The 20,993-nt window shown below is 58.7% G+C and carries 16 protein-coding genes and 2 pseudogenes; 6 read left to right on the top strand and 12 right to left on the bottom strand.

Annotated features, from left to right (window positions below; translation table 11 throughout):
• Nucleotides 1–240: 240 nt before the first annotated feature.
• Nucleotides 241–585, top strand: a complete 345-nt coding sequence (locus ACP7E4_RS14515; RefSeq protein ID WP_426115403.1) for a helix-turn-helix domain-containing protein — start codon at nucleotides 241–243, stop codon at nucleotides 583–585.
• Nucleotides 586–1,004: 419 nt separating this feature from the next.
• On the top strand, nucleotides 1,005–1,874 hold the full coding sequence (locus tag ACP7E4_RS14510; protein ID WP_426115401.1) for an isocitrate lyase/PEP mutase family protein: 870 nt from the start codon (nucleotides 1,005–1,007) through the stop codon (nucleotides 1,872–1,874).
• A gap of 171 nt (nucleotides 1,875–2,045) precedes the next feature.
• Here the strand turns inward: ACP7E4_RS14510 and ACP7E4_RS14505 are convergent, their stop codons facing one another.
• Nucleotides 2,046–3,026, bottom strand: coding sequence for an AraC family transcriptional regulator N-terminal domain-containing protein (locus tag ACP7E4_RS14505; RefSeq protein WP_426115399.1), 981 nt, complete (start codon nucleotides 3,024–3,026; stop codon nucleotides 2,046–2,048).
• A gap of 187 nt (nucleotides 3,027–3,213) precedes the next feature.
• On the opposite strand from ACP7E4_RS14505, the gene ACP7E4_RS14500 reads away from it, so the two are divergent.
• Nucleotides 3,214–4,398, top strand: a complete 1,185-nt coding sequence (locus ACP7E4_RS14500) for an aldo/keto reductase (protein ID WP_426115397.1) — start codon at nucleotides 3,214–3,216, stop codon at nucleotides 4,396–4,398.
• Nucleotides 4,399–4,682: 284 nt separating this feature from the next.
• Nucleotides 4,683–5,372 carry a hypothetical protein gene (locus ACP7E4_RS14495; protein WP_426115395.1) on the top strand — a complete coding sequence of 230 codons (690 nt, stop codon included), beginning with the start codon at nucleotides 4,683–4,685 and terminating at the stop codon, nucleotides 5,370–5,372.
• 25 nt (nucleotides 5,373–5,397) lie between these two features.
• On the opposite strand, the pseudogene ACP7E4_RS14490 reads toward ACP7E4_RS14495, so the two are convergent.
• Together ACP7E4_RS14490 and ACP7E4_RS14485 are read right to left on the bottom strand one after the other, a co-directional pair.
• A pseudogene (locus ACP7E4_RS14490) lies at nucleotides 5,398–5,603 on the bottom strand (MFS transporter); the annotation flags it as partial.
• Nucleotides 5,604–5,610: 7 nt separating this feature from the next.
• Nucleotides 5,611–5,739: pseudogene (locus ACP7E4_RS14485) on the bottom strand (hypothetical protein); the annotation flags it as partial.
• A 74-nt stretch (nucleotides 5,740–5,813) separates the two neighbouring features.
• Here ACP7E4_RS14485 and ACP7E4_RS14480 point away from each other — a divergent pair.
• Together ACP7E4_RS14480 and ACP7E4_RS14475 are read left to right on the top strand one after the other, a co-directional pair.
• A complete protein-coding gene (locus tag ACP7E4_RS14480) occupies nucleotides 5,814–6,365 on the top strand; it encodes a hypothetical protein (RefSeq protein WP_426115393.1) in 552 nt (183 codons plus the stop codon).
• A 9-nt stretch (nucleotides 6,366–6,374) separates the two neighbouring features.
• The gene (locus tag ACP7E4_RS14475) at nucleotides 6,375–6,590 is read left to right on the top strand and encodes a GNAT family N-acetyltransferase (RefSeq protein ID WP_426115391.1); all 216 of its coding nucleotides are present in this window, start codon (nucleotides 6,375–6,377) and stop codon (nucleotides 6,588–6,590) included.
• A gap of 70 nt (nucleotides 6,591–6,660) precedes the next feature.
• On the opposite strand, the gene ACP7E4_RS14470 is transcribed toward ACP7E4_RS14475, so the two are convergent.
• The 9 genes from ACP7E4_RS14470 to ACP7E4_RS14430 all read right to left on the bottom strand — a co-directional run bounded on the left by ACP7E4_RS14470 (nucleotide 6,661) and on the right by ACP7E4_RS14430 (nucleotide 20,991).
• On the bottom strand, nucleotides 6,661–8,277 hold the full coding sequence (locus ACP7E4_RS14470) for a GMC family oxidoreductase (protein ID WP_426115389.1): 1,617 nt from the start codon (nucleotides 8,275–8,277) through the stop codon (nucleotides 6,661–6,663).
• A 217-nt stretch (nucleotides 8,278–8,494) separates the two neighbouring features.
• Nucleotides 8,495–9,481 (bottom strand): AraC family transcriptional regulator, encoded by a 987-nt coding sequence (locus tag ACP7E4_RS14465; RefSeq protein WP_426115387.1) that lies wholly within the window; start codon nucleotides 9,479–9,481, stop codon nucleotides 8,495–8,497.
• Between the two features lie 228 nt (nucleotides 9,482–9,709).
• The gene (locus tag ACP7E4_RS14460) at nucleotides 9,710–13,432 is read right to left on the bottom strand and encodes an ATP-binding protein (protein ID WP_426115385.1); all 3,723 of its coding nucleotides are present in this window, start codon (nucleotides 13,430–13,432) and stop codon (nucleotides 9,710–9,712) included.
• Between the two features lie 24 nt (nucleotides 13,433–13,456).
• Nucleotides 13,457–14,557 carry an ABC transporter substrate-binding protein gene (locus tag ACP7E4_RS14455; protein ID WP_426115382.1) on the bottom strand — a complete coding sequence of 367 codons (1,101 nt, stop codon included), beginning with the start codon at nucleotides 14,555–14,557 and terminating at the stop codon, nucleotides 13,457–13,459.
• A 487-nt stretch (nucleotides 14,558–15,044) separates the two neighbouring features.
• Nucleotides 15,045–15,497 (bottom strand): methyl-accepting chemotaxis protein, encoded by a 453-nt coding sequence (locus ACP7E4_RS14450; RefSeq protein ID WP_426115380.1) that lies wholly within the window; start codon nucleotides 15,495–15,497, stop codon nucleotides 15,045–15,047.
• Nucleotides 15,498–15,522: 25 nt separating this feature from the next.
• Complete coding sequence (locus ACP7E4_RS14445; protein ID WP_426115378.1) at nucleotides 15,523–15,720, bottom strand: hypothetical protein; 198 nt, start codon at nucleotides 15,718–15,720, stop codon at nucleotides 15,523–15,525.
• 254 nt (nucleotides 15,721–15,974) lie between these two features.
• Nucleotides 15,975–18,398: an efflux RND transporter permease subunit gene (locus tag ACP7E4_RS14440; protein WP_426115376.1), complete on the bottom strand. Its 2,424-nt coding sequence runs from the start codon at nucleotides 18,396–18,398 to the stop codon at nucleotides 15,975–15,977.
• A 52-nt stretch (nucleotides 18,399–18,450) separates the two neighbouring features.
• Nucleotides 18,451–19,554, bottom strand: a complete 1,104-nt coding sequence (locus tag ACP7E4_RS14435; RefSeq protein ID WP_426115374.1) for a WD40/YVTN/BNR-like repeat-containing protein — start codon at nucleotides 19,552–19,554, stop codon at nucleotides 18,451–18,453.
• A gap of 69 nt (nucleotides 19,555–19,623) precedes the next feature.
• Complete coding sequence (locus ACP7E4_RS14430) at nucleotides 19,624–20,991, bottom strand: DUF1329 domain-containing protein (RefSeq protein ID WP_426115372.1); 1,368 nt, start codon at nucleotides 20,989–20,991, stop codon at nucleotides 19,624–19,626.
• Nucleotides 20,992–20,993 lie beyond the last annotated feature (2 nt).

The following is a 20,993-nucleotide window of genomic DNA, read 5'->3' as shown; positions in this document are numbered from 1 at the left end:
AGCCCAACGGTGCGCTTGGGCTACAGCATTCTTTGCAATCCATGGGGACCTGCAAAAAGGTACATAAACCCAGTCGGCGGGAGGCGGGATGAGGGCTTTTGGGCCGCCTGTTTTGCGCTGAACGCTGAAGGTCAAAAAAATCACCCAATCGGATGGTTTTTTCTGTTTTTTGCGTTCATTCGAGCCTTCATTTGAACGTGCCGGTCCGGCATTATCCCGTCCATAAAAGGAGGGGAAATCATGACACTGGCAAACCGTTTACGAAGTGAGCGCGAAGCCCAAGGCCTGTCGCAACGCGAGGTGGCGACGCTGGGCAACATCCAGGCTAACGCTCAGGGACATTACGAAAATGGGCAGCGCTGGCCACGTGCCGATTACCTGTCGCTGATCCATGCCGCCGGGTTCGATGTGCAGTACATCATTACCGGCGTGCGCAGGCCGCTGGCTAAGTCGACATTGTCCGATCATGAGTACGTCGTCATTAAGAGCTTCCGGCTGATCGGTTCCGATAACCGCGATGCCATCGAGCGGATCGTGACGTCATTGGCTGTGAGCGTTCGAAACAGGACCGATGACAATGCTTAGGTTTGGCTTGCTGCTCGCTGTATTTAGCGGAATCTGGATGACTGCGGTTTCGATGATCATGTTTAGCTGATTTCAGCCAGCGCCTGAGTGAGAGCTGTCGCCGGGTAGTGGGTCTCGGCGACTCCTGCGCGCAATGATCGATGGCGAGCCGCCTTCAGCCAGATTCTGGCAGCGGCTGCGCTGGATGTGCAGCGGCCTCCCTGCTTCTGCCCAAAAAAAAACGTTACAAGGTCCGGTCAGAAGGTGAATTGCAGTTGCCGCACAGGCGGTGCACATTCGGGCTGTAACAACGCTCATGCGCTTGATGCAGCGTCTATTTTCAAACGTCATGACCCTGTGTTTTTCGGCGTGGTAATCTCATCATTTTTTAAGATTGGCGTTGATCTCACCCCAATGAGTCGCCATAACCAGGAAGTGTCATGTCCAGAATTTCTCACTCAGCGTTGCGTCGTAATTTCCGGGAACTGCTTGCTTCGAAACTGTGCTTTGAAACAGCCTCCGTTTTCGATCCGATGTCCGCTCGCATCGCGGCAGATCTTGGCTTCGAGGTTGGCATTCTAGGTGGTTCTGTTGCATCACTGCAGGTATTGGCAGCACCCGATTTCGCGCTTATCACGTTGAGCGAATTCGTCGAACAGGCAACCCGAATAGGTCGCGTCGCGCAACTCCCCTTCATAGCGGATGCCGATCATGGCTACGGTAATGCGCTCAACGTTATGCGAACAGTAGAAGAGCTTGAGCGCGCAGGTGTTGCCGCGCTTACCATTGAAGATACTTTGTTGCCTGCGCAATTTGGTCGCAAATCGACAGATCTGATCTGCATTGACGAAGGCATCGGTAAAGTCAAAGCAGCCCTGGAGGCGCGCGTTGACCCTGAACTTTCGATCATCGCGCGGACGAACGCGGCGGTGCTGCCCGTCGAAGATATTCTTGAGCGGACTCAAGCCTATGAGAAAGCTGGAGCTGACGGCATCTGTATCGTTGGAATCAAAGATTTCGAGCACCTTGAGCAAATTTCCGAAAAGCTGACTGTGCCTTTGATGCTGGTGACCTACGGTAATCCAAAGCTCAACGACAGCCAGCGCCTGGCGAATCTGGGTGTGCGCGTTGTCGTTGCCGGCCATGCGGCCTACTTTGCGGCGATCAAGGCCACCTACGACAGCCTCCGCGCTCAACGTCACATGACGCAAAGCACCTCGAACTTGAGTGCCACAGAGCTGACCCATACCTACACCCAGCCAGAAAGCTATGTGGCGTGGGCCAAAGAGTTCATGAACGTCAAAGAGTGACCCTGACTGGCAGGGTAAGTGAGCGGCATTTCTGAGGCCTTTCCGCTCCCAGCGGTAGTTGCGACCGACTACCTATCGTTGAAATCTAATTGGCGTTTGGCGATGAATGCCCTGCATACCTTCCTTCTGGAGAGCCTGGATAATGCAGTACTCGCATCATCCGTGGCACCGCTAGTCGAGCCTTCCACCCTGTTCCCTTGCATGCTTGATGTCTCTCGAGGGTGGGGCTCCGAAACGTCGGGCATATTCGCGGCTGAACTGGGCGACGCTTTCATAGCCAACCCGCAACGCGGCGGTGTTCACGTCTACCCGCTCGGTCAACATGAGGCTACGCGCGGCTTGCAGCCGTAGCGATTTTTGATACTGAATGGGGCTGGTGCCTGTCAGCTTGCGAAAGCGGTGATGCAGCGTAGAGCTGGCCATTCCTGATCGTTCGGCGAGGTCGGCCACTTGCAACGGTTTATCGTAGTGATATTTTAGCCATTCAACGGCTTTCACGATGCCCTTGTCGCGGTAACCATCGCGAGTGACGCTGCGCAACAAATGCCCCGCTTCACTGAGCAGCAACCTGACGTATATCTCCCGCTTGATAAGGCCCGACATCAAGGCTGCTTCAAGCGGCCGCTCGATCAGCGTGGAGAGTCGAGCGAACGCATCGAGCATCTCACTCGTCGCCACACCGGATACGAAGCCCCGCGGCTCAGTAGCCAGTTCCTGCTCTGGCGGTTCCAGGGTCAGGATCACCTCATTGAGCATGGAAAAATCGAGCTTCAACACAACTGATAAATAAGGGGTTTGCTCGTTAGCTGCGGTAACGCGAGCCAGTGTCGGTATATCGACCGAAGTGACGAAAAACGCCGCTTGCCCGAACTCACAGGCTTCCTCGCCGAACGTGATCTCCTTCGCGCCCTGCAGAATGATGGCCACGCAAGGCTCGTAAATGCAGTACGCGGCCGTACCTAGCTCGGCTATTCGATAAAAGGTCAAGCCTGGAATCGACGTTGTGCAAACCTCGTTCAAGCCAATCTGCAGGGTGACTTTTTCGATAAGCCGTTTGAGTGCCTGGAGGTGCTCGTCGGGCTGAGCGGGTTCGCGCAAGCTCAGGGCATGCGCATGGCTGGAACCGAACTGCGAGAAGGAACCGCTCGTCATCACATGCGTCCTGTTAACGGAATATTCGAGTCTGGTGAGAATGCGTGCTCAGCACAAGCGCATCGGCAGGATTATGCACAAAATACGGCGTATTAGGGTCACCCGGGTAACCCTCGTTGTTCTAATTTGTTGTACGAATACCGGCTTCGATAAGCCCTTGAAACCTCAGTCGCGAAAGGAATGCTGGATGGACAGACGAGATTTTCTTACCTATTCGGCGGCGGGTGCCGTTGCAGCCGCGTTGCTGCCAGCATCGAGTGTCGCAAGTGCGGCAGCTAATGCCCCAGCGCCCTCCTCGCTGACCGAGCGCGGAAGCGTGATGCGTACTGAAGGCCGGCTAGTGCGCGCAGACCTGCCCCTCAATTCGCCCTCGCATACAATGAGATACATGACACCTCAACGCTTTGGTATGGGCGGAACGCAGATCGGCAATATCTTTGCGCCGATCAGCGACGAGCAGGCGAGACTGGTTCTGCAGGCGGCTTGGGGCGCGGGTGTGAAGCTTTACGATACGTCGCCGTTCTACGGGTTTGGCTTGAGTGAATATCGTCTAGGCCGCTTTCTGCGCGGCAAAGATCCAGATAACTATGTGATCTCCACCAAGGTCGGCCGCGTATTGACTGCCGCTGGTGGCCTGCGCGCGGACCATGCCATCTGGAAGTCGCCAGCGCCCTTCAACTACCGGTACGACTACACCGCAGCAGGAGCGCGTCGTTCCGTGGAAGACAGCCTGCAGCGACTGGGGCTACCGCGTATCGATATCGTCTATATCCATGACATCTCGCCAGATAACACCGAACTGGAAGGCGGATGGGAAGCGGCGTATCGAATTGCGCGCACAGGGGCGATGGTTGAGCTTGAAAAGATGCGTGATGAGGGACTCATCAAGGCATGGGGTTTCGGAGTCAATACGCCGAATGCTGTGGTTCAGGCACTGGCCAGTGATGACCCGACTCCCGATATCGTGTTGCTTGCCTGTCAGTATTCCCTCTTTGACCACGGCGATGCGTTGCGCAACACCTTTCCGGCATTGAAAAAGAAGGGCACCAGCGTCGTGGTTGGAACACCACTCAATGATGGATTTCTGGGAGGGCGCAGCCGATATAACTTCAGCCTGGATCTACCTGCCGGAGCGGTAGAAAAGCGCGGGCGAATCATGGCGGTTGCCAGCCAACATGGCATCGACATTCATACTGCCGCCTTGCAGTTCGCAGCGGCCCATCCGCAAGTGTCCGCGATCATTCCGGGGGCGCGTTCGTCAGGGCAGGTAGTGTCCAACGTACAGGCGATGAAGGTCGGTATTCCGGCAGCCTTTTGGGAGGAGCTCAAGAGCCAGAGTTTGATTGATGCTCAAGCACCGGTCCCTTCCTGAGTAGTGTCCACGCCCGCGCAACCTGTTGATGTAAAGTTATCGTCGCCAGCCTCATTTACCCCGTGGCTGGCTTCTAACTTATCCTGCTGTTTGCAGCAACGATGCAAACAGCAGCCGTTCCAATAGCGCTTTACCGGAGCACGCTCTAACTTACTATCGCGGCAATCACTTACATCCATAACGCTGAGCATTTAAAGGCATTTTCTCCAGCAACTAAACTGCGCACGCATCCAAATAAGAACACTGGCCTGAGATCATAACAAATGAAGATACGAGCGCCTCTCATGATTTTCGGCGGCCTACTTGCGCTTTCCAGCAACGGCCACTTACTCGCGGACACACTTGCGCTTAGCGTTCCATTGCCTGATCCACTCCCGCATCTAAAAGTACTGACACTCCTTGTAGGTATGCACCTGCTCGGTATGTGCTTCGGTCTTGGTGGGGCGACGATGCTGGACCTGTGGATTTTGCGCTGGATGCGTCGGGGTAGCCTCCCAGCTGAAATCGGACGCACCTTTCACTTCATCAGCGACGCGGTCACTATCGGACTATGCCTCCTGTGGGTTTCAGGCCTTGGTTTCCTTGCCCTTTACGGGATGGAGTCGCCGGAAAAGTTTGAAAACCCTAAACTCTGGGCGAAGGTAATTGTGGTGATCGTCCTGACCATCAATGGAATAATCATCCACGCGTTTGTGTTGCCAGAAGCACTACGCGACTTGAGTCGCCCCCTGCTCTTTGGAGTCTCCCGCAGGAGAGCTGCCTTATTTCTCGCATCAGGTGCAATTTCGGGTGTGTCCTGGTACACAGCTTTTGCCTTCGGCATTTTTCGTGAATTAAACAACAGTGTCACATTCACCCTGTTGGTCATCATGTGGCTGACGCTGATAGTAGCCGCTTCTCTCGCAGCAATTCTGCTTTGGTTAAACTCTGCAGCGGGAGTAAGAAAACCTTCTTCGTTAAGCCCACCGACTTAAAGAGTAAGACCACGGCATTGCTACACATGGCCCCCAACGGCCACATGGTGAAACCGATGCCGAAAGTCAGCAAAGACATCAGCAGGGAAGATAGCGAACTATCCGATGGGAAAAAGGTTTTCCCATGATCACGGCTGAAAGGCTGTAAGCCATGAAATCGTAGATCACCAGGCCATTTCGACGTTCTCTTCTTGCTGGAGGGCTCGGAGCCCCGAGGTTTCCGGTACTGATACCGCTTTCATACCGCCGCGCTCAACGCTTTGATCTCCTGATGCAGGATGCGATCGTGCTCCGAATAGTCGACCGGGCAGTCGATCACATGCACACCGGGGGTCTCCGGACATTGCTGTATCAAAGGCGCAAAAGCGGCCTCGCGTGTAATAGTATCGTGAGCCTTGGATTAGGCTTTTCTCAACCTGATATGGATGCGACGGACAAACAATGAACACTGCTCAACTATCGATTCAACAGTACATAAAAGCCAAAGACGGCAACCGCCCACATGTGTTATCCCAAGCCTTTGCGCCAGACGCGATACTGGACATGGTCTTGCACACGGGATCCATCTCGTTTCCCTCCCACGTTGAAGGCCTTGGACCGATCGGCGATGTGCTGGTCAGACGATTCGGTCAGACCTTCGAAAACGTCTATACCTTTTGCCTTGGACCCCCACCTGAACCGGAGGCCAAAACATTCCAATGCAAATGGCTGGTCGGCATGTCCGACAAGAACTCCGGCGAAGCCCGTGTCGGTTGCGGTCTGTATGAATGGCAGTTCAGCCCCGAGTCGGGACTTGTCGAGAGGCTCACCATCACCATTGAGCACATGAAAACCCTGCCAGCGACTGATCTGCACTGCATCATGGAGTGGGTATCGCATCTGGACTACCCATGGTGCCGCCCGGAAGCATTAATGAGCAATGCTCCAGACATTGACACGCTTAAAGAGGTGATCCAGTACGTTGCGGCCAATAATCCACCCCGCCCCTCGTAGGTGTAAAATGTGGCCGTCCTGCCCAGCGCTGCTGGACGTGGGGTAGGTAAATCACTGATCACCTTCTGTGAAAACGCCAGCCGACAGCTCGGAATGAATGCGATGCATCTGGCTGCATGTGGGATGCAGCCAAACATCGCACGCTTACACCAACGCGGCGTTGACGATCCTAACCTGCGTGTAGTCTTCCATGCCTTCGATCCCACCTTGCTGGCCGATGCCTGACCGAGTTTGATTGCGAACGCGTTTAAACTTCCCGCTACCCGCAATGCCATCAGCCAGTTGCATCAAGCAATCAGCGATCTGTCAGCAGACTGCCCAACCGTTCACCGATAATCACGCACGGCGCCATGGTGTTGCCGGTCGTTACGCGCGGCATGATCGAAGCATCTGCGATTCTGAGGTTCTCAATGCCGTAGACGCGCAATTGCGAGTCCACCACCGACAGTGCATCCCTGCCCATCTTTGCCGTACAGGACTGATGCCAGACGGTCGACGCCGTATTGCGTACGAACGACTCCAAGGCCTTGCGGCTCATGTTCCCGGGCATGACTTCACGGCGGACGAAGGGGCGCATGGTCGAACTGTTGCCAATTTCCCGGCAGAACTCGACCGCTCGCACCAAGGCCTGCAGATCCTCCGGCTCGGCCAGCGCTGCGCTATCAATGTTGAGCGGGTCCATGGGGTTGGCGCCCGACAGCGTGATCGAACCTCGGCTTTTGGGGCGCACCAACCCTGGTAGCAGCGACCATGCCGCCGCAGGTGGGTTGAACATGGCCTGAGCCTCAGGCGTGGCTATGGGGATTTCGGCAAGGAAGGTCTGGATGTCCGGAACATCAAGTGCGGGATCGCTTTTCCAGAAGAACGTCGACTCCCCTGCGTTGTTGTGCGGTGCATGAGCCTGCTCGTATTCCCAGATGCACCCGGACACCATGATGTGGTCCTGATAATTCTGGCCGACGCCTGGGAGATCTTGCACCACAGCAATACCGTGTCCGGTGAGTTGCCGTGCATCGCCGATTCCCGAAAGCATCAAGACCTTTGGCGTGTTGATTGCGCCGAGCGACAGCACAACCTCATGCCTGGCTCTGAAGCTCATGATTTTTCCGTCATGCAGCGCCTCGATCCCGACCGCTCGCTTACCGTCCAGCAACACCCGCAAAACATGTGTATGCGTCAACACCGTCAGGTTGGGCTGGGCCATCAACGGGTACACGTAGCTACGGAAGATCGAACGACGGCGGCCATTATCCAGACACAGATTGGCCAACGCAGCGCCGCCGGGGCCCTCCATCATTGCGCCGTTCTGATCGTCGTAAACAGCCATGCCCAGCTCTGCCGCTGCTCCCAACATCGCCGGTGCAACCGGATTGGGGTTTGGCGCAGGCTGCACAAAAACCGGACCTCCGGTGCCTCGGCGTTGCGGATCTGCAGCGCCTTTCCAATCTTCGATACGCCGATAGGTGGCCAGAGTCGATGGGTAATTCCAGGCGGCATCTCCTGACTCGCTGGCGAAATAGTCCCAGTCACTGCGGTGACCTCGTGACCAGACCATCACGTTGATCGATGCACCGCCGCCCAGCACTTTGCCCATGGAAAGGGGTATGGCTCGGCCATTAAGGTGGGGGTTCGGCTGTGCCTGAAACTGCCAGTCCCGCTCGCTGCCCAGATTGGTGAACCAGGTACTGGCATCCATGACAGCTGGCACGTCGTCACTACCACCCGCCTCAAGCAGCAAGACTTTAACGTCAAGGTTCTCCGCGAGGCGGCGCGCTACCACCGATCCGGACGTGCCTGAACCACACACGATGTAATCGTAAGCGCCATGGAGATTAGCTTTTAACTGACGCTGATTTTCTTCAACACGACGCGAAATATCCGCGTTGTCGGTTGCGCCGAGGTGGCTTTTCATAGGGGTGCCTTTAGACATCTCTGTGCACTGACGGCGAGAGGAATGGCGCAGTCAAGGACAGAGGGTGACTCATGATGGGGTTTACGGCTGCGGCGATAAGGGCAGCAGCCACGGGAATAAATCAGTCTCTGAGGACGTGATTGATTCTATGGCGCAGAGGATGCACACCCGTTATCTGAAAGGCGCTTGCTGGATGTCTGTGAGGCGCTTTTTCAATTCACCTGGCTGGGTTGGAAGGCCCTGTTGGCGTATTCCAGGCCGCATTGGCTTGAACCTGCGAAGGGCAAATGCCGAACTGCGCACGGTAAGCACGGCTGAAATGGGCTGCGGTAGCGAATCCGCAGCGCCATGCGACTTCCTGAACGCTGGGCCTGAGCGTCTGGTTGGCGTTCAGCAGACGTTGTGCGTGCTGCAAGCGAACGTGCCAGACATGACGCATGACCGTAGTGTCCTGGCTTTTGAACAACCGTTGCAGGTGTTTAACCGAGACATGCGCGGCGCCAGCAATGGCCGTAGTGTCCAGCTCGGCATCACTTAAACAGGTGTAGATGTAACGTCTAGCTCGCAACAGTACGACTTCAGTGCTGCGTGAGGTGGCCTTATCTCCTGAACTTCCCAGAATGGCGTCTATCAGTTCGAACAGCTGTCGGCCCATCAAGTCGCGGATCAATGGGCCAGGCGCGATTTGTTGCTGCGCGATGCAGTAAATCAGTTCGCGGGAAGCGCGCATGTCAGCCGAGTTCATGTCAGCGACTACCAGCCCAGACAATGAATGCTGAAGTCCGCGATCACGCAAACCGGGCTTGGGAATGCGCAGAACTATCATTTGGCCGCGTTCGGTAAACGACTCCTGGAACGACCGTTCAGGGTCAATGAAGAACATGCTACCGGCTATAAAGCGATGCCGGTTTCCCGCTTGCTCTATATCGACATGCCCTCCTGTCATCAACTTCAGGTAAAGCCAATCACCCTGCCAGGAAGATTGCTCTTCCCCAACGGGAGCCAAAACGATGGACGCCAAGTCAGCCTGGGTCAGGCCGATATTGCCCAGAGTCCAGCTTTTCGATGTGGAACTGCTTGAACGTAACTCATCAAACTGGCAGTACAGCCCGTGGTGCTCAAGCATGACGTCAGACCACTTGGCTGCGCCATCTGGCCCCAAGTCAAAGTCCATCTCGTGAGCGTCGAAGACCCTTGGCTTCATCCAAAGCGTTCCTGATTCAGTGAACATACTAAATGTTGTGGGCGGCCTCCCACCCGGTAAGGTCAGGATCTGCGAGCAGGCTACGCCATTTGTCCAGTTATAACCTGACTGTCGCGGGAAATCCCATGGCGCCTGAGTCGAACCTTCAGGTCATAACCCGCCGCAGTGAGGTCAACGAAGCGGTCGGTGTAGCATATCGTTGACCAGCAGGACCCTCCGGTTCGGTGTTCATCGCTTATTCCGCGGAGCATCAAGAGGGATATCGAGGGTGAAGGTTGCGCCCTGTCCAGACCCGTCGCTGTGCACGGTCAAGCTGCCGCCCATTTCCTGCGCAGCTAGCGCGCAGCTGTGCAGGCCGAAACCGTGACCGTCTTTGCGAGTAGTGAAACCATGCGAAAAGATACGCACCAGGTGCTCTGGCGTAATCCCATTGCCGTTGTCGGCCACCGTAATCCGCAGTACTGATCCGTCAGCGAGGGAGGCGTCGAGCGTGATGCACGGGCTGCGACCGACCACGCCGTCCAGCGCCTGCCTGGCGTTGCGGATCAGGTTCACCAGAATCAGCAGCACCCGGTGCCGGTCCAGCGACAGCAGGGGCAAGTCGGCAATTTCCTTGACCACCGTCACCTCCTGGCGCGCCAGTGATCCGGCACTCATGCGCAAGGCATCATCGATTAACTCCGGGACCGGCACTGTTTCGACGACACTGACGGTAACGGCATAGGACTGCTGGGCAGCGACAATGGTTTTGATGTGGTCAACGCCCTTGGTGAGTCGCTCGAGTTCTTCGATGATGCCCAGTTGCTCTGCCGTCACCACCTCCGCCAGCTTTAGCAGATAGCCGGGCAGCATCTTTCCTTTGTGGTCTGTGGTGAGAAAATCGCTCAGGTCATTGACGTGTTCGTTCATCAATTGAGCCACCTTGCCCAGCCCCTGGGCTTTGGAGGTGCGCATCTGGCTGCTGACCAGTTCTGCCGATAGGTTCACGCTGTTGAGGACGTTGCCGACGTTATGCAGCACAGTAGTGGCGATTTCGGCCATGCCCGCCTGACGGGACTTTGCATGCAGTTCGGTTTGCACTTGGCTCATGCGTATCGCCGCGCGTACGCGAGCCTTGAGCTCCAGCGGCGAGAAGGGTTTGGCGATATAGTCGTCGGCGCCACTCTCCAGCCCGGAAACGCAGGCCTCGCTGCCGCCGCGGGCGGTCAACAGGATCACGGGTAAATGGGCGAAACCGGCGCTGGCTTTGATTCTGGCTGTCAGGCCAAAGCCGTCGAGCTCCGGCATCATCACATCCGAGACGACGACATCGATTGGTCGACGTTGCAGGAGTGCCCAGGCCTGCTCGCCATCAGCTGCGGTGGCGACGATGTAGTCGTTGTGCAAAAGTTCGCTGAGGTAGCTGAGCATTTCCGGGCTGTCGTCTACCACTAGCACCCTGGACTGCAAGGCGTGCTCCGGGTGCTGCCCGTCGTCCGCGCCTTCCGTCGAAGCCCGGTCGTTGCTGCTGCCATGGTGGCCGTCGTCGAAACGCAGGTGGCGCTGCTCGATCGTGCTCGTTGTGCTCGGTGACGTTTGCTCGTGCATATTGCTGGCTTCGGTCGGAAAGGTGTTTTGCTCAGCCCCCAACGGAAGTCGAACAAAGAAGCACGACCCCCGTCCAGGCTCACTGTTGACGCCGACTTCGCCCCCCATCAGTTCGACCAGATCCTTGACCAGGGCGAGACCGATGCCTGTGCCGCTGTAGTGGCGCGTGGCGGAATTGTCGATCTGGGAAAAACGCTGGAACAGCAGCGGCAGTTTGTCTGGCGCAATGCCAATCCCCGAGTCTTGCACCGCGAGTTCAAATCGCTCGCCATCAAGCGGAGTTACTGCCAGGTGCACGGTGCCGCCAGCGGGCGTGAACTTGATGGCATTGCTCACCAGGTTGAGAAGAATTTTCTCGAAGTGTCGGGGGTCCAGGAAAACCGTGCCGAGCGCAGGATCGATGCTGAAAGTTAAAGTGCAGCCTTTGCCCTTGGCGACCATGGCGGCATCCTCGGCCAGCACACCCACCGCCTTGTTCAAGTCAATGGGTGCCGGACACAGCTCAAACTTGCCCGCTTGGGCCTTGGAGAAATCCAGGATGTCGTTCACCCGGTTCATCAAGCGCAGCGCATTGCGTTGGGCGCGGTCGATTTGCACACGCCAGTCCGCCGGGGGTATGGTCGCCGCCGAGAGCTGCTCCAGCGGGGCGAGAATGAGGGTCAGAGGGGTGCGCAGTTCGTGGCTGACCGTGGCAACGAAATCGCTCTTTGCCTGGTTAGCCGTCTCGGCCTGGTTGCGCGCCTGAATGAGTTCGACGGCCTGCGCCTCCAGCACCTCGGTCTGCTGGTGCAGCGTGTCGGTCCGTTCGGCGACCATTCTTTCCAAAGAGGCCTGGACTTGCTGTCGTTCGGCTTCGGCCTCGGCCTCCAGCACCCGGATGCGCAGGGCATTCTCCTGGAACACCCGTACGGCGCGGGTCATGATCCCAATCTCGTCGCCGCGTCCGGCGCTGGCGATCTCGGCGTTCAGGTCGCCGGCCGCAAGCCGACGCATGACCGAGGCCAGGGCCACGATGGGCTGCGCGACAAACCGCGACGTGCTCCAGGCGATGGCGCCAGCCAGCAGGATGGCGACGGTACCCGCGACTATCGTCGCAAGCATGCCGCGATCATTGTGGACCAAGGCGTCGGAGCGCGCTTCGCCAGCGAAGCGCGCAACCAACAGGCCGGCGCTCCGTGCCTCGTTGCGAACCTGGTCGCGTGCGCCGCTCAAGGAGTTGCTCGCCTGATGGAACCTGGCGAATGCCGCCCGGTAGCCAGCAATCTGATCGCTGACCGTCAGGGGCGTAGCCTTGGCTTGCAGCCCCATGGACGAAGGGAGAACGCGAGCGAGACGGGAGAGCTCGTCCAGGATGTCGCCGACAGAACCGGCGACCTCGGCCGACGGTGACAGGCGAAACGACAAGGTCTGGGCCTCCAGGGTGGCAACGCGCTCGGCGAAACGCTTGGACAACGCGGCTGCATTGTTCAGCAAACCGGTTGCTGCCTGAATGTCGTTTGCGTCATGGGCAACGTGCTCGTCCACTTCAGCCAGCATCGCCTCAAGGCGCTCGGCCACATCCCCGACGGCGGCGAGATGCCGCAAAGCCTCACCTTCCTGGTGTCTGGGCGCCTCGCCAAGGTGCTCGACCGCCAGGCTGGCAGCAGCGACCGCCGTCGCCAACTGGTCCAGGATCTCTCCCTCCTGCGGCGTCCCCATCACCTCACGCAATTGCTCGACCACAGGCGGAAGTGCCGCGCAGGCGTTCCGCGCTGCAGTGGCGGCCGCCCCATCGCCGGTCACCAGCATCCTGGCCACATTGGCGGTGATGATCCGTTCGCCGTTGCGCAGGATATCCAGGATGCGATGGGCGCTTTCGATGTTGCTCACCCGCGCCTTGTGGTCAGCGGCGCGGAAATCAATCCCCTTCAACCCTTCGGCGATGCCTTGTTCAACGAGGATCGTCGCCTCTCGCATCCGGCCGTAATGGGCTGTCATGTTCTCCGTTTCGCCATCCATGGTCAGGGTCGCCGCCCGCAAGGTGGCGATCGCTGCGGCGAGCCTCTCCAGACTGCCCTTGAGCGATTCGGCCTCAGCCACCGGAATGGCGCTGAGGCCGGCAATAGCCGTCGCCACCATGCCTTCGGCCTGGAACAGGCTTTCCTGGTCGCGGGTGGCGATGAAGTTTTCCACCCGCTCGGTGGCCCCGTTGACCGACGCCAGAATTTCCGCGGAATGGCTGGCAGAATCCACTGCACGTACCATGCCTCGCAGGCCGTAGAGGTTCACGAGCGATACCGCCAGCATCAGGAACACCAGTGCGGCGACCGCCAGGCCAATTTTGACGGCAATGGGCCTGTCCCTGACTGGTTTGAATGTCAACATGGCGCCTCGCATCCCCGCCCGCCGCTACTGCTTCATAACCTCCGGCAAAGGCGCCGGCGGCGCCGTATTGTTGATGGCCGCGTCGATCATCGCCGCAACGGAAGCCTGGCTGTAGAAAGGATTGGCGGCGCCGCCCACGGGCATAGTGGCGAGCCAGGCGTCCAGGTCTTTCGCATCGATGCGTACCAGCGGCACCTCGACGAACTTAGGCACCTGCTTGCCCGCCAGAATCTGCTGGGCCACCCAGAAACCCACCTGGGAGACGCTCGGGGAGGCGGAGACCGAGACGGTCTCGTAGCCATTGGCATCGCGTTCCTGTTTCCACAGGGCGAGTTCGTCCTGACGGTTCCCCATCACGATGATCGGCAAAGGGCGTCCCGCCGCCTTGAACGCCATGGCCGCGCCATAACCGTCGCCCCCCTGAGTAGCGACGGCATCAATGCTGGGCAGCGAAGGCAGCGCCAGCGCCACCTCTTTGCGTGCGACGGAAGCCGTCCAGTTCCCGTACACAGTCTTGGCGAACCTCAGACCCGGATAGTCGCTGGCGGCCTTGCGAATGCCGTCGCTGATGTTTTTATCGGTGGCATCGCCGGCAATGCCGCGGATCTCTAGCAGCGTTCCGTTCCCCTTGAGGCGCTCGGCGACATAATCCATTTCCACGCGGCCCATGGCGGACCAATTGTAGTCCACGGTATAGGCGCAGCGTTCGGTGACCAGGCTGGCCATGACGACTACCACGATGCCAGCGTTGCAGGCATCGCGGATCACCCCGTTGAGGGCCGTGTCGGACGCAGCCAGGATGACGATAGCGTTGACGCCCTTGACGATCATGTCCTGGATATGGGCCGCTTGTTCCGACGCCGAGTTATTGGCGCTGACCACCGGGGCCTCCCCGATCAAGCCATCCCTTTGCGCCTGGATCGCAATCTCCTGCCAGTTGCGCACCATCACCTTGCGGAAATCGCTGCCCGCGTAGGAGTTGCTGAAGGCAATGCTATGACTTGCGGTAGGGTCGCCGGCGATGCCGCCGCCGGCAGCCTGGGCTGGATTGGCAGCAACCAACGCCAGCCCGGTTACGCAGCCGGCGAAGCGCCACAAGATTTTGTGGATCGGTTTAGTATTCATGCTGTTCTCCATCGTGCCCGGGATTTAACAACAGTAATCCGCCTGCACCTGCCGACAGCCTGGGTCAACTGCCTGGTCTGGTTGGAGCAGTCGGCCTGCAGATTGGAGATCGTCGACCATGTGAAGTTTGGCGCAGGCATTGAGCGTCTCCCTGTATGGCGCGTGCGAGGGCTTTCGCATACACGGCCAGACTGCTCATTCGGTCGTTCCAAAAATAGAACCGCCATGAAGAACCAGACACATACAGACTCCTTTCCTTGGCGACCGACAATTGAAACCAGTACATTGCCTGCAGTGGCATGAGCATAGTATCAAAGTGCCCGCTTCGCGCGCGGCCATGGAGGATTCCAGTCAACTGAGCGGCCCACAAGGTCACACCAGGCACTGAGTGACGAGTTCGACGCTGGAACATGAGCAGCACTAGAGGAAATGCAGAACCGGTTGCGCAACGCGCCAGAGAGGCGCTTGAACGTGCTTGCTCATCTCGCTATCCAGGCTGCGTATGGAGTCGGCACACCAAATCCCGCTGGTGGTCGGCGAGCCTGTTCAATCGCGTGCTGGCTTCTGATGCTTGATCCGTCCCTTGTGTCACCGCCGTGGCCACTGCATCGATATTCGCAATGTTCTGCTGGATCTCGTCGGCCACCGCTGCTTGCTGCTCGACCGTGCTGGCGATCTGCATGTTCATAGGGGTAATCACCGAAACCGCCTCGACAATCCGGTCCAACGACTGACTGACCTGTGCCGATTGCTGCACGCTGTGGGAAGCCTTCTCCTGATTGACCTGCATGGCATCGACCGCCTCCTGCGTGCCTCTTTGCAATTGCTGGATAAGCCTCTGAATTTCTCCATTGGCATTCTGCGTTTTTTGCGCGCCAGGCTCCTGACCTCGTCCGCGACCACGGCAAAACCCCGGCCCTGGTGGCTTCAATCGCCGCATTCAGGGCGAGCAGGCTGGCGGCGGGCTAGGTAATCAGTAGCGGATTCATGCTGTATGCAATCAGGTGTTGGTTCTGGCCGAACAGGGCGACTTGAGCAGCGCCGTCATACAGTGCCTGGCTCGACTTTGTGACCAGCCCCTGGATGAAGTCCACCGAAGACGCGTCTGCGGCAATCCCGATGAACTGCCCATGGACCTTTATCGGGACCGAAAAGATCGGCAACAAGATCTTGCGGCCCCCACTTTCATAAACACGCGAGTCTGGTGACTGGAATAAAAGGTGAACATCAGCAAGGCCGCCACCGCCAGGATCAAGATACTGCCGGCCAAAAACGTGGCGGATATTTGTAAGGAGCGAAACTTCATGCTGCCTCCCCGAGCTGTAGCCAATTGATCAGAGTCTTGCTGCGGCACCGACCACCACAACGCCCCGGACTCCCTGCCCGTTGTCGTGGTGCATCTCCTTTGCCGAGACCTTCAGCTCTCCTTGACTGGCTGCGCAAGCAGACTCGTTTCAGGCTTTTTTGCGAAGACCTTCTGCGGCAGCAGCAGCCAGGCCAATGCCGGCAGCAGGATCAAGGCGCCGAGCATGTTCACCAGGAACATGAAGGCCAGCAGGATGCCCATGTCCGCCTGGAACTTGATCGGTGAGAAAGCCCAGGTCGACACCGCCACCGCCAGTGTCATGCCAGTCAGCAAGACCACTTTGCCGGTGAACAGCAGCGACTGGTAATACGCTTGGGCCAGGGTATCGCCGGCACGCATTCGAGCCAGGATCACGCTCAACACATAGAGCGCGTAGTCAACGCCGATGCCCACACCGAGTGCGATCACTGGCAGCGTAGCGACTTTCACTCCCATGCCCAGACTCACCATCAGCGCCTCGCAAAGAATCGAGGTGAGCATCAGCGGCAGCATTGCACAGAGGGTGGCGCGCCAACTGCGGAAGGTCAGCAGGCATAACAGGCTGACCGCACCGTAGACCCAGAACAGCATCTCGTTCATGGATTTTTTCACCACGATATTGGTCGCGGCTTCGATCCCGGCACTGCCGGCGGCCAACATGAATTTGACCTCTGGCACCTGATGCTCAGCGATAAATTTCTCGCTGGCCTCCACTACCCGGTTCAGGGTATCGGCCTTGTGATCGGCCAGGTAAACGTACAGCGACAGCATCGAGCAACCTTGATTGAACAGCTCCCGAGGCGCTCGGGTCTGCACCGCACCCAACGCGCCGTCATTGGGAATCAGCTCATACCATTTGAAGTTACCTTCGTTGTAACCCACCGTGGCGATCTTGCTCAGCGCCGCCATGGAGGTGGTCGACTCCACTCCCGGCAATTGCTCCAGCCGAGAGGCCAGCGCATCCACTGCGGACAGGCTGGCGTAGCGTGTGCACTGATCTTCCGGGGTTTTGATCATGACCACGAAAATATCCGAGCTGGCCGCATAGTTACGGGTCATGAATAGCGCATCGCGGTTGTAGCGCGAGTCGGCGCGCAGCTCCGGAGCGCCGGGATCAAGATCGCCAATTTTCAGGTGCAGGCTCACGGCAAAACCGAACGCTGCCAGCAGCAGGCCGCCCAGCATGGCGCCAATGGCCCAGCGACGATGGGTGAACAGATCGAGAAAACGCCACAACGGATGTTTGATCTGCGCCTGCAGCTCGGCGGTTTCCGAACTCAGGCTGCGTAGCGCCGCTGCCGGGCTGACACCGAAATAGCTGAGCAGGATTGGCAGCAGAATCAGGTTGGTGAAGATCAGCACCGCCACGCCGAGGCTGGCGGTAACCGCCAGGTCCTGGATCACCCGGATATTGATCAGCAGCAACACCGCAAAGCCCACTGCATCACAGAGCAACGCGGTCATGCCGGCGGCGAACAGTCGGCGGAAGGTATAACGCGCGGCGACCACCCGATGGGTGCCGCGACCGACGTCCTGCATGATGCCGTTCATCTTTTGCGCACCATGGCTCATGCCGATGGCAAATACCAGAAACGGCACCAGCGCCGAATAAGGGTCCAGCTCATAACCGAGGGTGGCGAGCAGACCGAGCTGCCAGACCACTGCCACCAGCGAGCACGTCACCACCACCAGGGTACTGCGCGCGCAACGGGTGTAGCCATAGAGCACGACCACGGTCACCAGTACCGCCACCACGAAAAACAGCAGTACCTGGGTCATCCCCTCGATCAGATCGCCGACAATCTTGGTAAATCCGGTGATGTGAATCTGCACACCATCGGTCTCGTACTTGTCCCGCAGGGTTTCCAGTTGTCGAGAAAACTCACCGTAGTCCAGCGGCTTGCCGGTCTGCGGGCTGATTTCCAGCAGGGGCACGAAGATCACACTGGACTTGAAGTTGCCGGCCACCAACTGACCGACCTCGCCCGAGCGGGCGACGTTGGTTCGCACCTGTTCGATACTGGCGGCAGAGCCATCGTAGTCGTCGGGAATCACCGTGCCCCCATCCAGGCCTTCTTCCGTAACGGCGGTCCAGCGTGTGGTCGGGGTCCATAACGACTTCATGTAAGGCCGATCGACGCCTGGCAGCAGATAGAGCTCGTCATTGAGCCTGACCAGAGTGTCGAGGTACTCCTTGGTGAAGATGCTGCCCTGCTTGACTTCCACGGCGATGCGCAGCGAGTTGCCCAGGCCGCTCAACTCGCTGCGATTTTCCAGGAAGTTGGCGACGTAGGGGTGGCCGGTCGGGATGGTCTTCTCATAACTGGCGTTGATGCCGATGCGCGTGGCTTGCCAGCCAAGCAGCAGGGTCACCAGCAGGCACAGCAGGATCACCAGCGGTCGATGGTTGAAGATCGCCCGCTCGGCGAAGTTGCCCGAAGCCCGGTCAAAGTCTTCCAGGCGGCCGATCACGGTTTGGGTTTTGTCGTCTTTCAAGTCTGACTCCTGTTGCACGGGCCTCGGCCCGATAGCGCTACACCGTGAAGTTTCAAGGTTGGCCGGATGCCCGCGGATCCTGGTCAGCGGCCACGCCGCTCAAACCGACGCTGGCCAGACTGCCGTCCGCCGCCTGCTGCACGGCGGCGACCGTCGCGCCGCTGCGGCTCTGACGTTTGTTGAAGCTGCGACCCTGGTCGTGGCTGAACAAGAGTTCACCGCTCTGGCTGACCACCAGCAGACTGCCGTCGCGCAGTTCGATGGCGCTCGCCAGCGTTGAGTGGACGCCGGTATCGAGGCGCCGCCAGCTGTTGCCACGGTCATCGGACCACCAGGCGTTGCCGCGCAATCCATAGGCAATCAAAGCGCCACTGCTCGTGCCGAGCAGGCCGAAAAAGCTGCCTTCATAAGGTGATTTCAAGGCCTTGAAGGAAGCCCCCGCATCGGTCGAACGCAACAGCAAACCGCGCTCTCCCACCAGCAGCAGATCAGTGCCCGAAGCCCGGATGCCATACAGGTTGAGGCCCTGGGGGTTGTCCACATGGCGCATCCTCGGTTGCCAACTGCGCCCGCCGTCGTCAGTGCGGTAGATCTGGTTATAGGCACCGACAATGTAGCCATGCAGCCGGTCACTGAAGTACAGGTCGAGAAACGGCTTGTCCGGTCCATCGCCCAGCAGTTGCCGTGCCTGTTTCAGGTGGCTGGCACCACCCGGTTGGTCGGCATCACGCTCCGCAGCCTGCACCGCCAGCCTGGCGGCACCTTCACCGTCGAGCTGTTTGTGCCAGGTTTCACCCCCGTCCTTGCTGTGAAGTACGACACCCAGATGACCCACCGCCCAACCCTGCTCAGCGTCGACAAACTGCACCGCCGTCAGGCTGACGCTGACCGGCACGCTGGCCTGGCGCCAACTTTTCCCCGAGTCGTCCGAGAGCAACACGATGCCCCGCTCTCCGACCGCCACCAAACGCTCCCCGGCCCGGGCCAACCCGAGCATTACCGCGCGCTGAGCCTTGGCGGTCGACAATGCCGGCTGCTGTAATACCGCGAACGTTGCAGCCTGCGTGCCCACGGACGTGCTCGCCATCAGGCACAACCCCAGGGCACACGCGCCCCGTCGCAGGCCGCCGCGTGCTAAGAACTTTTCGATGCTCATGTCTTTATTCCGCTCGGAAAATTTCCAGCGACCGTGACGAGCTTTTCGCCCGCCACAGCCACTCAGGGTTCAACGCATGTTTTCGTTGGCCATGGCATCCGGCGTGAAGTAGGAGGCCGAAGGCTTCGCGACTTTCTGGTACTGAACCGCCAGGTCATTGCTCGATGAGTTGAGGAAGTAGGCGCCGGTGTCGAGGTTGTAACTGCCCCACATGACCTGTGCAGTGAGCGCTGGCAGGTCCGGTGCCAACAGCGTCAGCGAATACATCTGGCGCCCCAGTTTGCCCTGGGCGTCATATCCGTCGGCCATCAGGATCTGCCAGGAGTCCTCGTCGACGTAGTAGGTCCGACGCGGCACCACATGGCGCTTGCCGGATTTAAGCGTGGCCTCGACCACCCAGACCCGATGCTTCTCCCAGCGCACCAGATCGGGATTGAGGAAGTTCTGTTTGACCAAATCGTCGCTCTTGGCCAGACCGGCGCGGTTGTTGTTGTAGGCGACGATCAGTTCTTTCTTGCCCATCAGCTTGAGGTCGTAGCGATCGGTCGGCCCGAACAGCATGAACGCCTCATCGAAGAAGCCGACTCCGGAGGTCACAAAGTCCGGTGTGTCATAAGCAATATTCGGTGCCCGACGCACACGGCGCTGTCCAACCAGATACTGCCATGCCGCCCGGTTGGCCGGATCCAGGTCCCAATGGGTCATCAGACCTTCGCCAGCCTTGGACGACGGCAGTTCGGTCAGCAGCTTGCCGAGCAGGTACTTGCCGGAATAGTTTTCCAGGCTGCCGCCTTCGACGTAGTAGGGAAACTGGTAGGTGTACTGGGCGCGAGTCGCCTGGACTTTCTTGCCGCCGGCGGTCATCAGCCAGGTATCGAAAGGTGCATAGATAGTGTCGCCGCCCTGCCAGGACAACCGGTAGTTCCACAGTACTTGTGCGCCATTGTCCGGAATCGGGAACGGAATGCCGCCGTAGGCGCTGGCGACTTTCTCGCTCTCAACGTCCAGCGTGGCGCGGATGGCATTCTTGGCGGTGTTGTCATAGACCCATTGCGGGGCGGCTGCCGAGCGATGGGTCGGGTAGACGTCCAGGCGATAGTCCGGGTATTTCTTCAGCAGAAGCTTGGTGCCTTCGGCCAACTGATCAGCGTGCTGCTGCATATTCGAGGCGCTGATCGAATACAGCGGCTTCTCTGCTGCAAATGGATCGGGACGTTTGTCACCCGGTTTGTAGCCGGGCGCAACCTTGGTGTAGCCGCCGCTCCAGGCCGGGATGCTGCCATCGGCATTGCCGGCGCGCTCCGCGCCAACGGGCGTCAGGTCGGTTTTCAAACGTGCTGCCTGCTCAGGCGACACTGCAGCCTGCGCTTGTGCGAGGCACATGCCGGCCAAGGCCAAGGTGAGGACGCATGTGTTGAGAAATGCTTTGTTCTGCATGG

Origin of the sequence: Pseudomonas sp. DSP3-2-3, from assembly GCF_049898225.1 — a bacterium.
In the GTDB taxonomy this organism is placed as follows: Bacteria; Pseudomonadota; Gammaproteobacteria; order Pseudomonadales; family Pseudomonadaceae; genus Aquipseudomonas.
The sequence above is the reverse complement of the archived record's forward strand: the minus strand, read 5'-3'. Positions and strand labels throughout refer to the sequence as shown.

Excerpts from the sequence above, each read along its gene's own strand:
- ACP7E4_RS14515 (WP_426115403.1), top strand. The coding sequence starts at position 241 with ATGACACTGGCAAACCGTTTACGAAGTGAGCGCGAAGCCCAAGGCCTG.
- ACP7E4_RS14510 (WP_426115401.1), top strand. The coding sequence starts at position 1,005 with ATGTCCAGAATTTCTCACTCAGCGTTGCGTCGTAATTTCCGGGAACTG.
- ACP7E4_RS14505 (WP_426115399.1), bottom strand. The coding sequence starts at position 3,026 with ATGACGAGCGGTTCCTTCTCGCAGTTCGGTTCCAGCCATGCGCATGCC.
- ACP7E4_RS14500 (WP_426115397.1), top strand. The coding sequence starts at position 3,214 with ATGGACAGACGAGATTTTCTTACCTATTCGGCGGCGGGTGCCGTTGCA.
- ACP7E4_RS14495 (WP_426115395.1), top strand. The coding sequence starts at position 4,683 with ATGATTTTCGGCGGCCTACTTGCGCTTTCCAGCAACGGCCACTTACTC.
- ACP7E4_RS14480 (WP_426115393.1), top strand. The coding sequence starts at position 5,814 with ATGAACACTGCTCAACTATCGATTCAACAGTACATAAAAGCCAAAGAC.
- ACP7E4_RS14470 (WP_426115389.1), bottom strand. The coding sequence starts at position 8,277 with ATGAAAAGCCACCTCGGCGCAACCGACAACGCGGATATTTCGCGTCGT.
- ACP7E4_RS14465 (WP_426115387.1), bottom strand. The coding sequence starts at position 9,481 with ATGAAGCCAAGGGTCTTCGACGCTCACGAGATGGACTTTGACTTGGGG.
- ACP7E4_RS14460 (WP_426115385.1), bottom strand. The coding sequence starts at position 13,432 with ATGTTGACATTCAAACCAGTCAGGGACAGGCCCATTGCCGTCAAAATT.
- ACP7E4_RS14455 (WP_426115382.1), bottom strand. The coding sequence starts at position 14,557 with ATGAATACTAAACCGATCCACAAAATCTTGTGGCGCTTCGCCGGCTGC.
- ACP7E4_RS14450 (WP_426115380.1), bottom strand. The coding sequence starts at position 15,497 with ATGCGGCGATTGAAGCCACCAGGGCCGGGGTTTTGCCGTGGTCGCGGA.
- ACP7E4_RS14435 (WP_426115374.1), bottom strand. The coding sequence starts at position 19,554 with ATGAGCATCGAAAAGTTCTTAGCACGCGGCGGCCTGCGACGGGGCGCG.
- ACP7E4_RS14430 (WP_426115372.1), bottom strand. The coding sequence starts at position 20,991 with ATGCAGAACAAAGCATTTCTCAACACATGCGTCCTCACCTTGGCCTTG.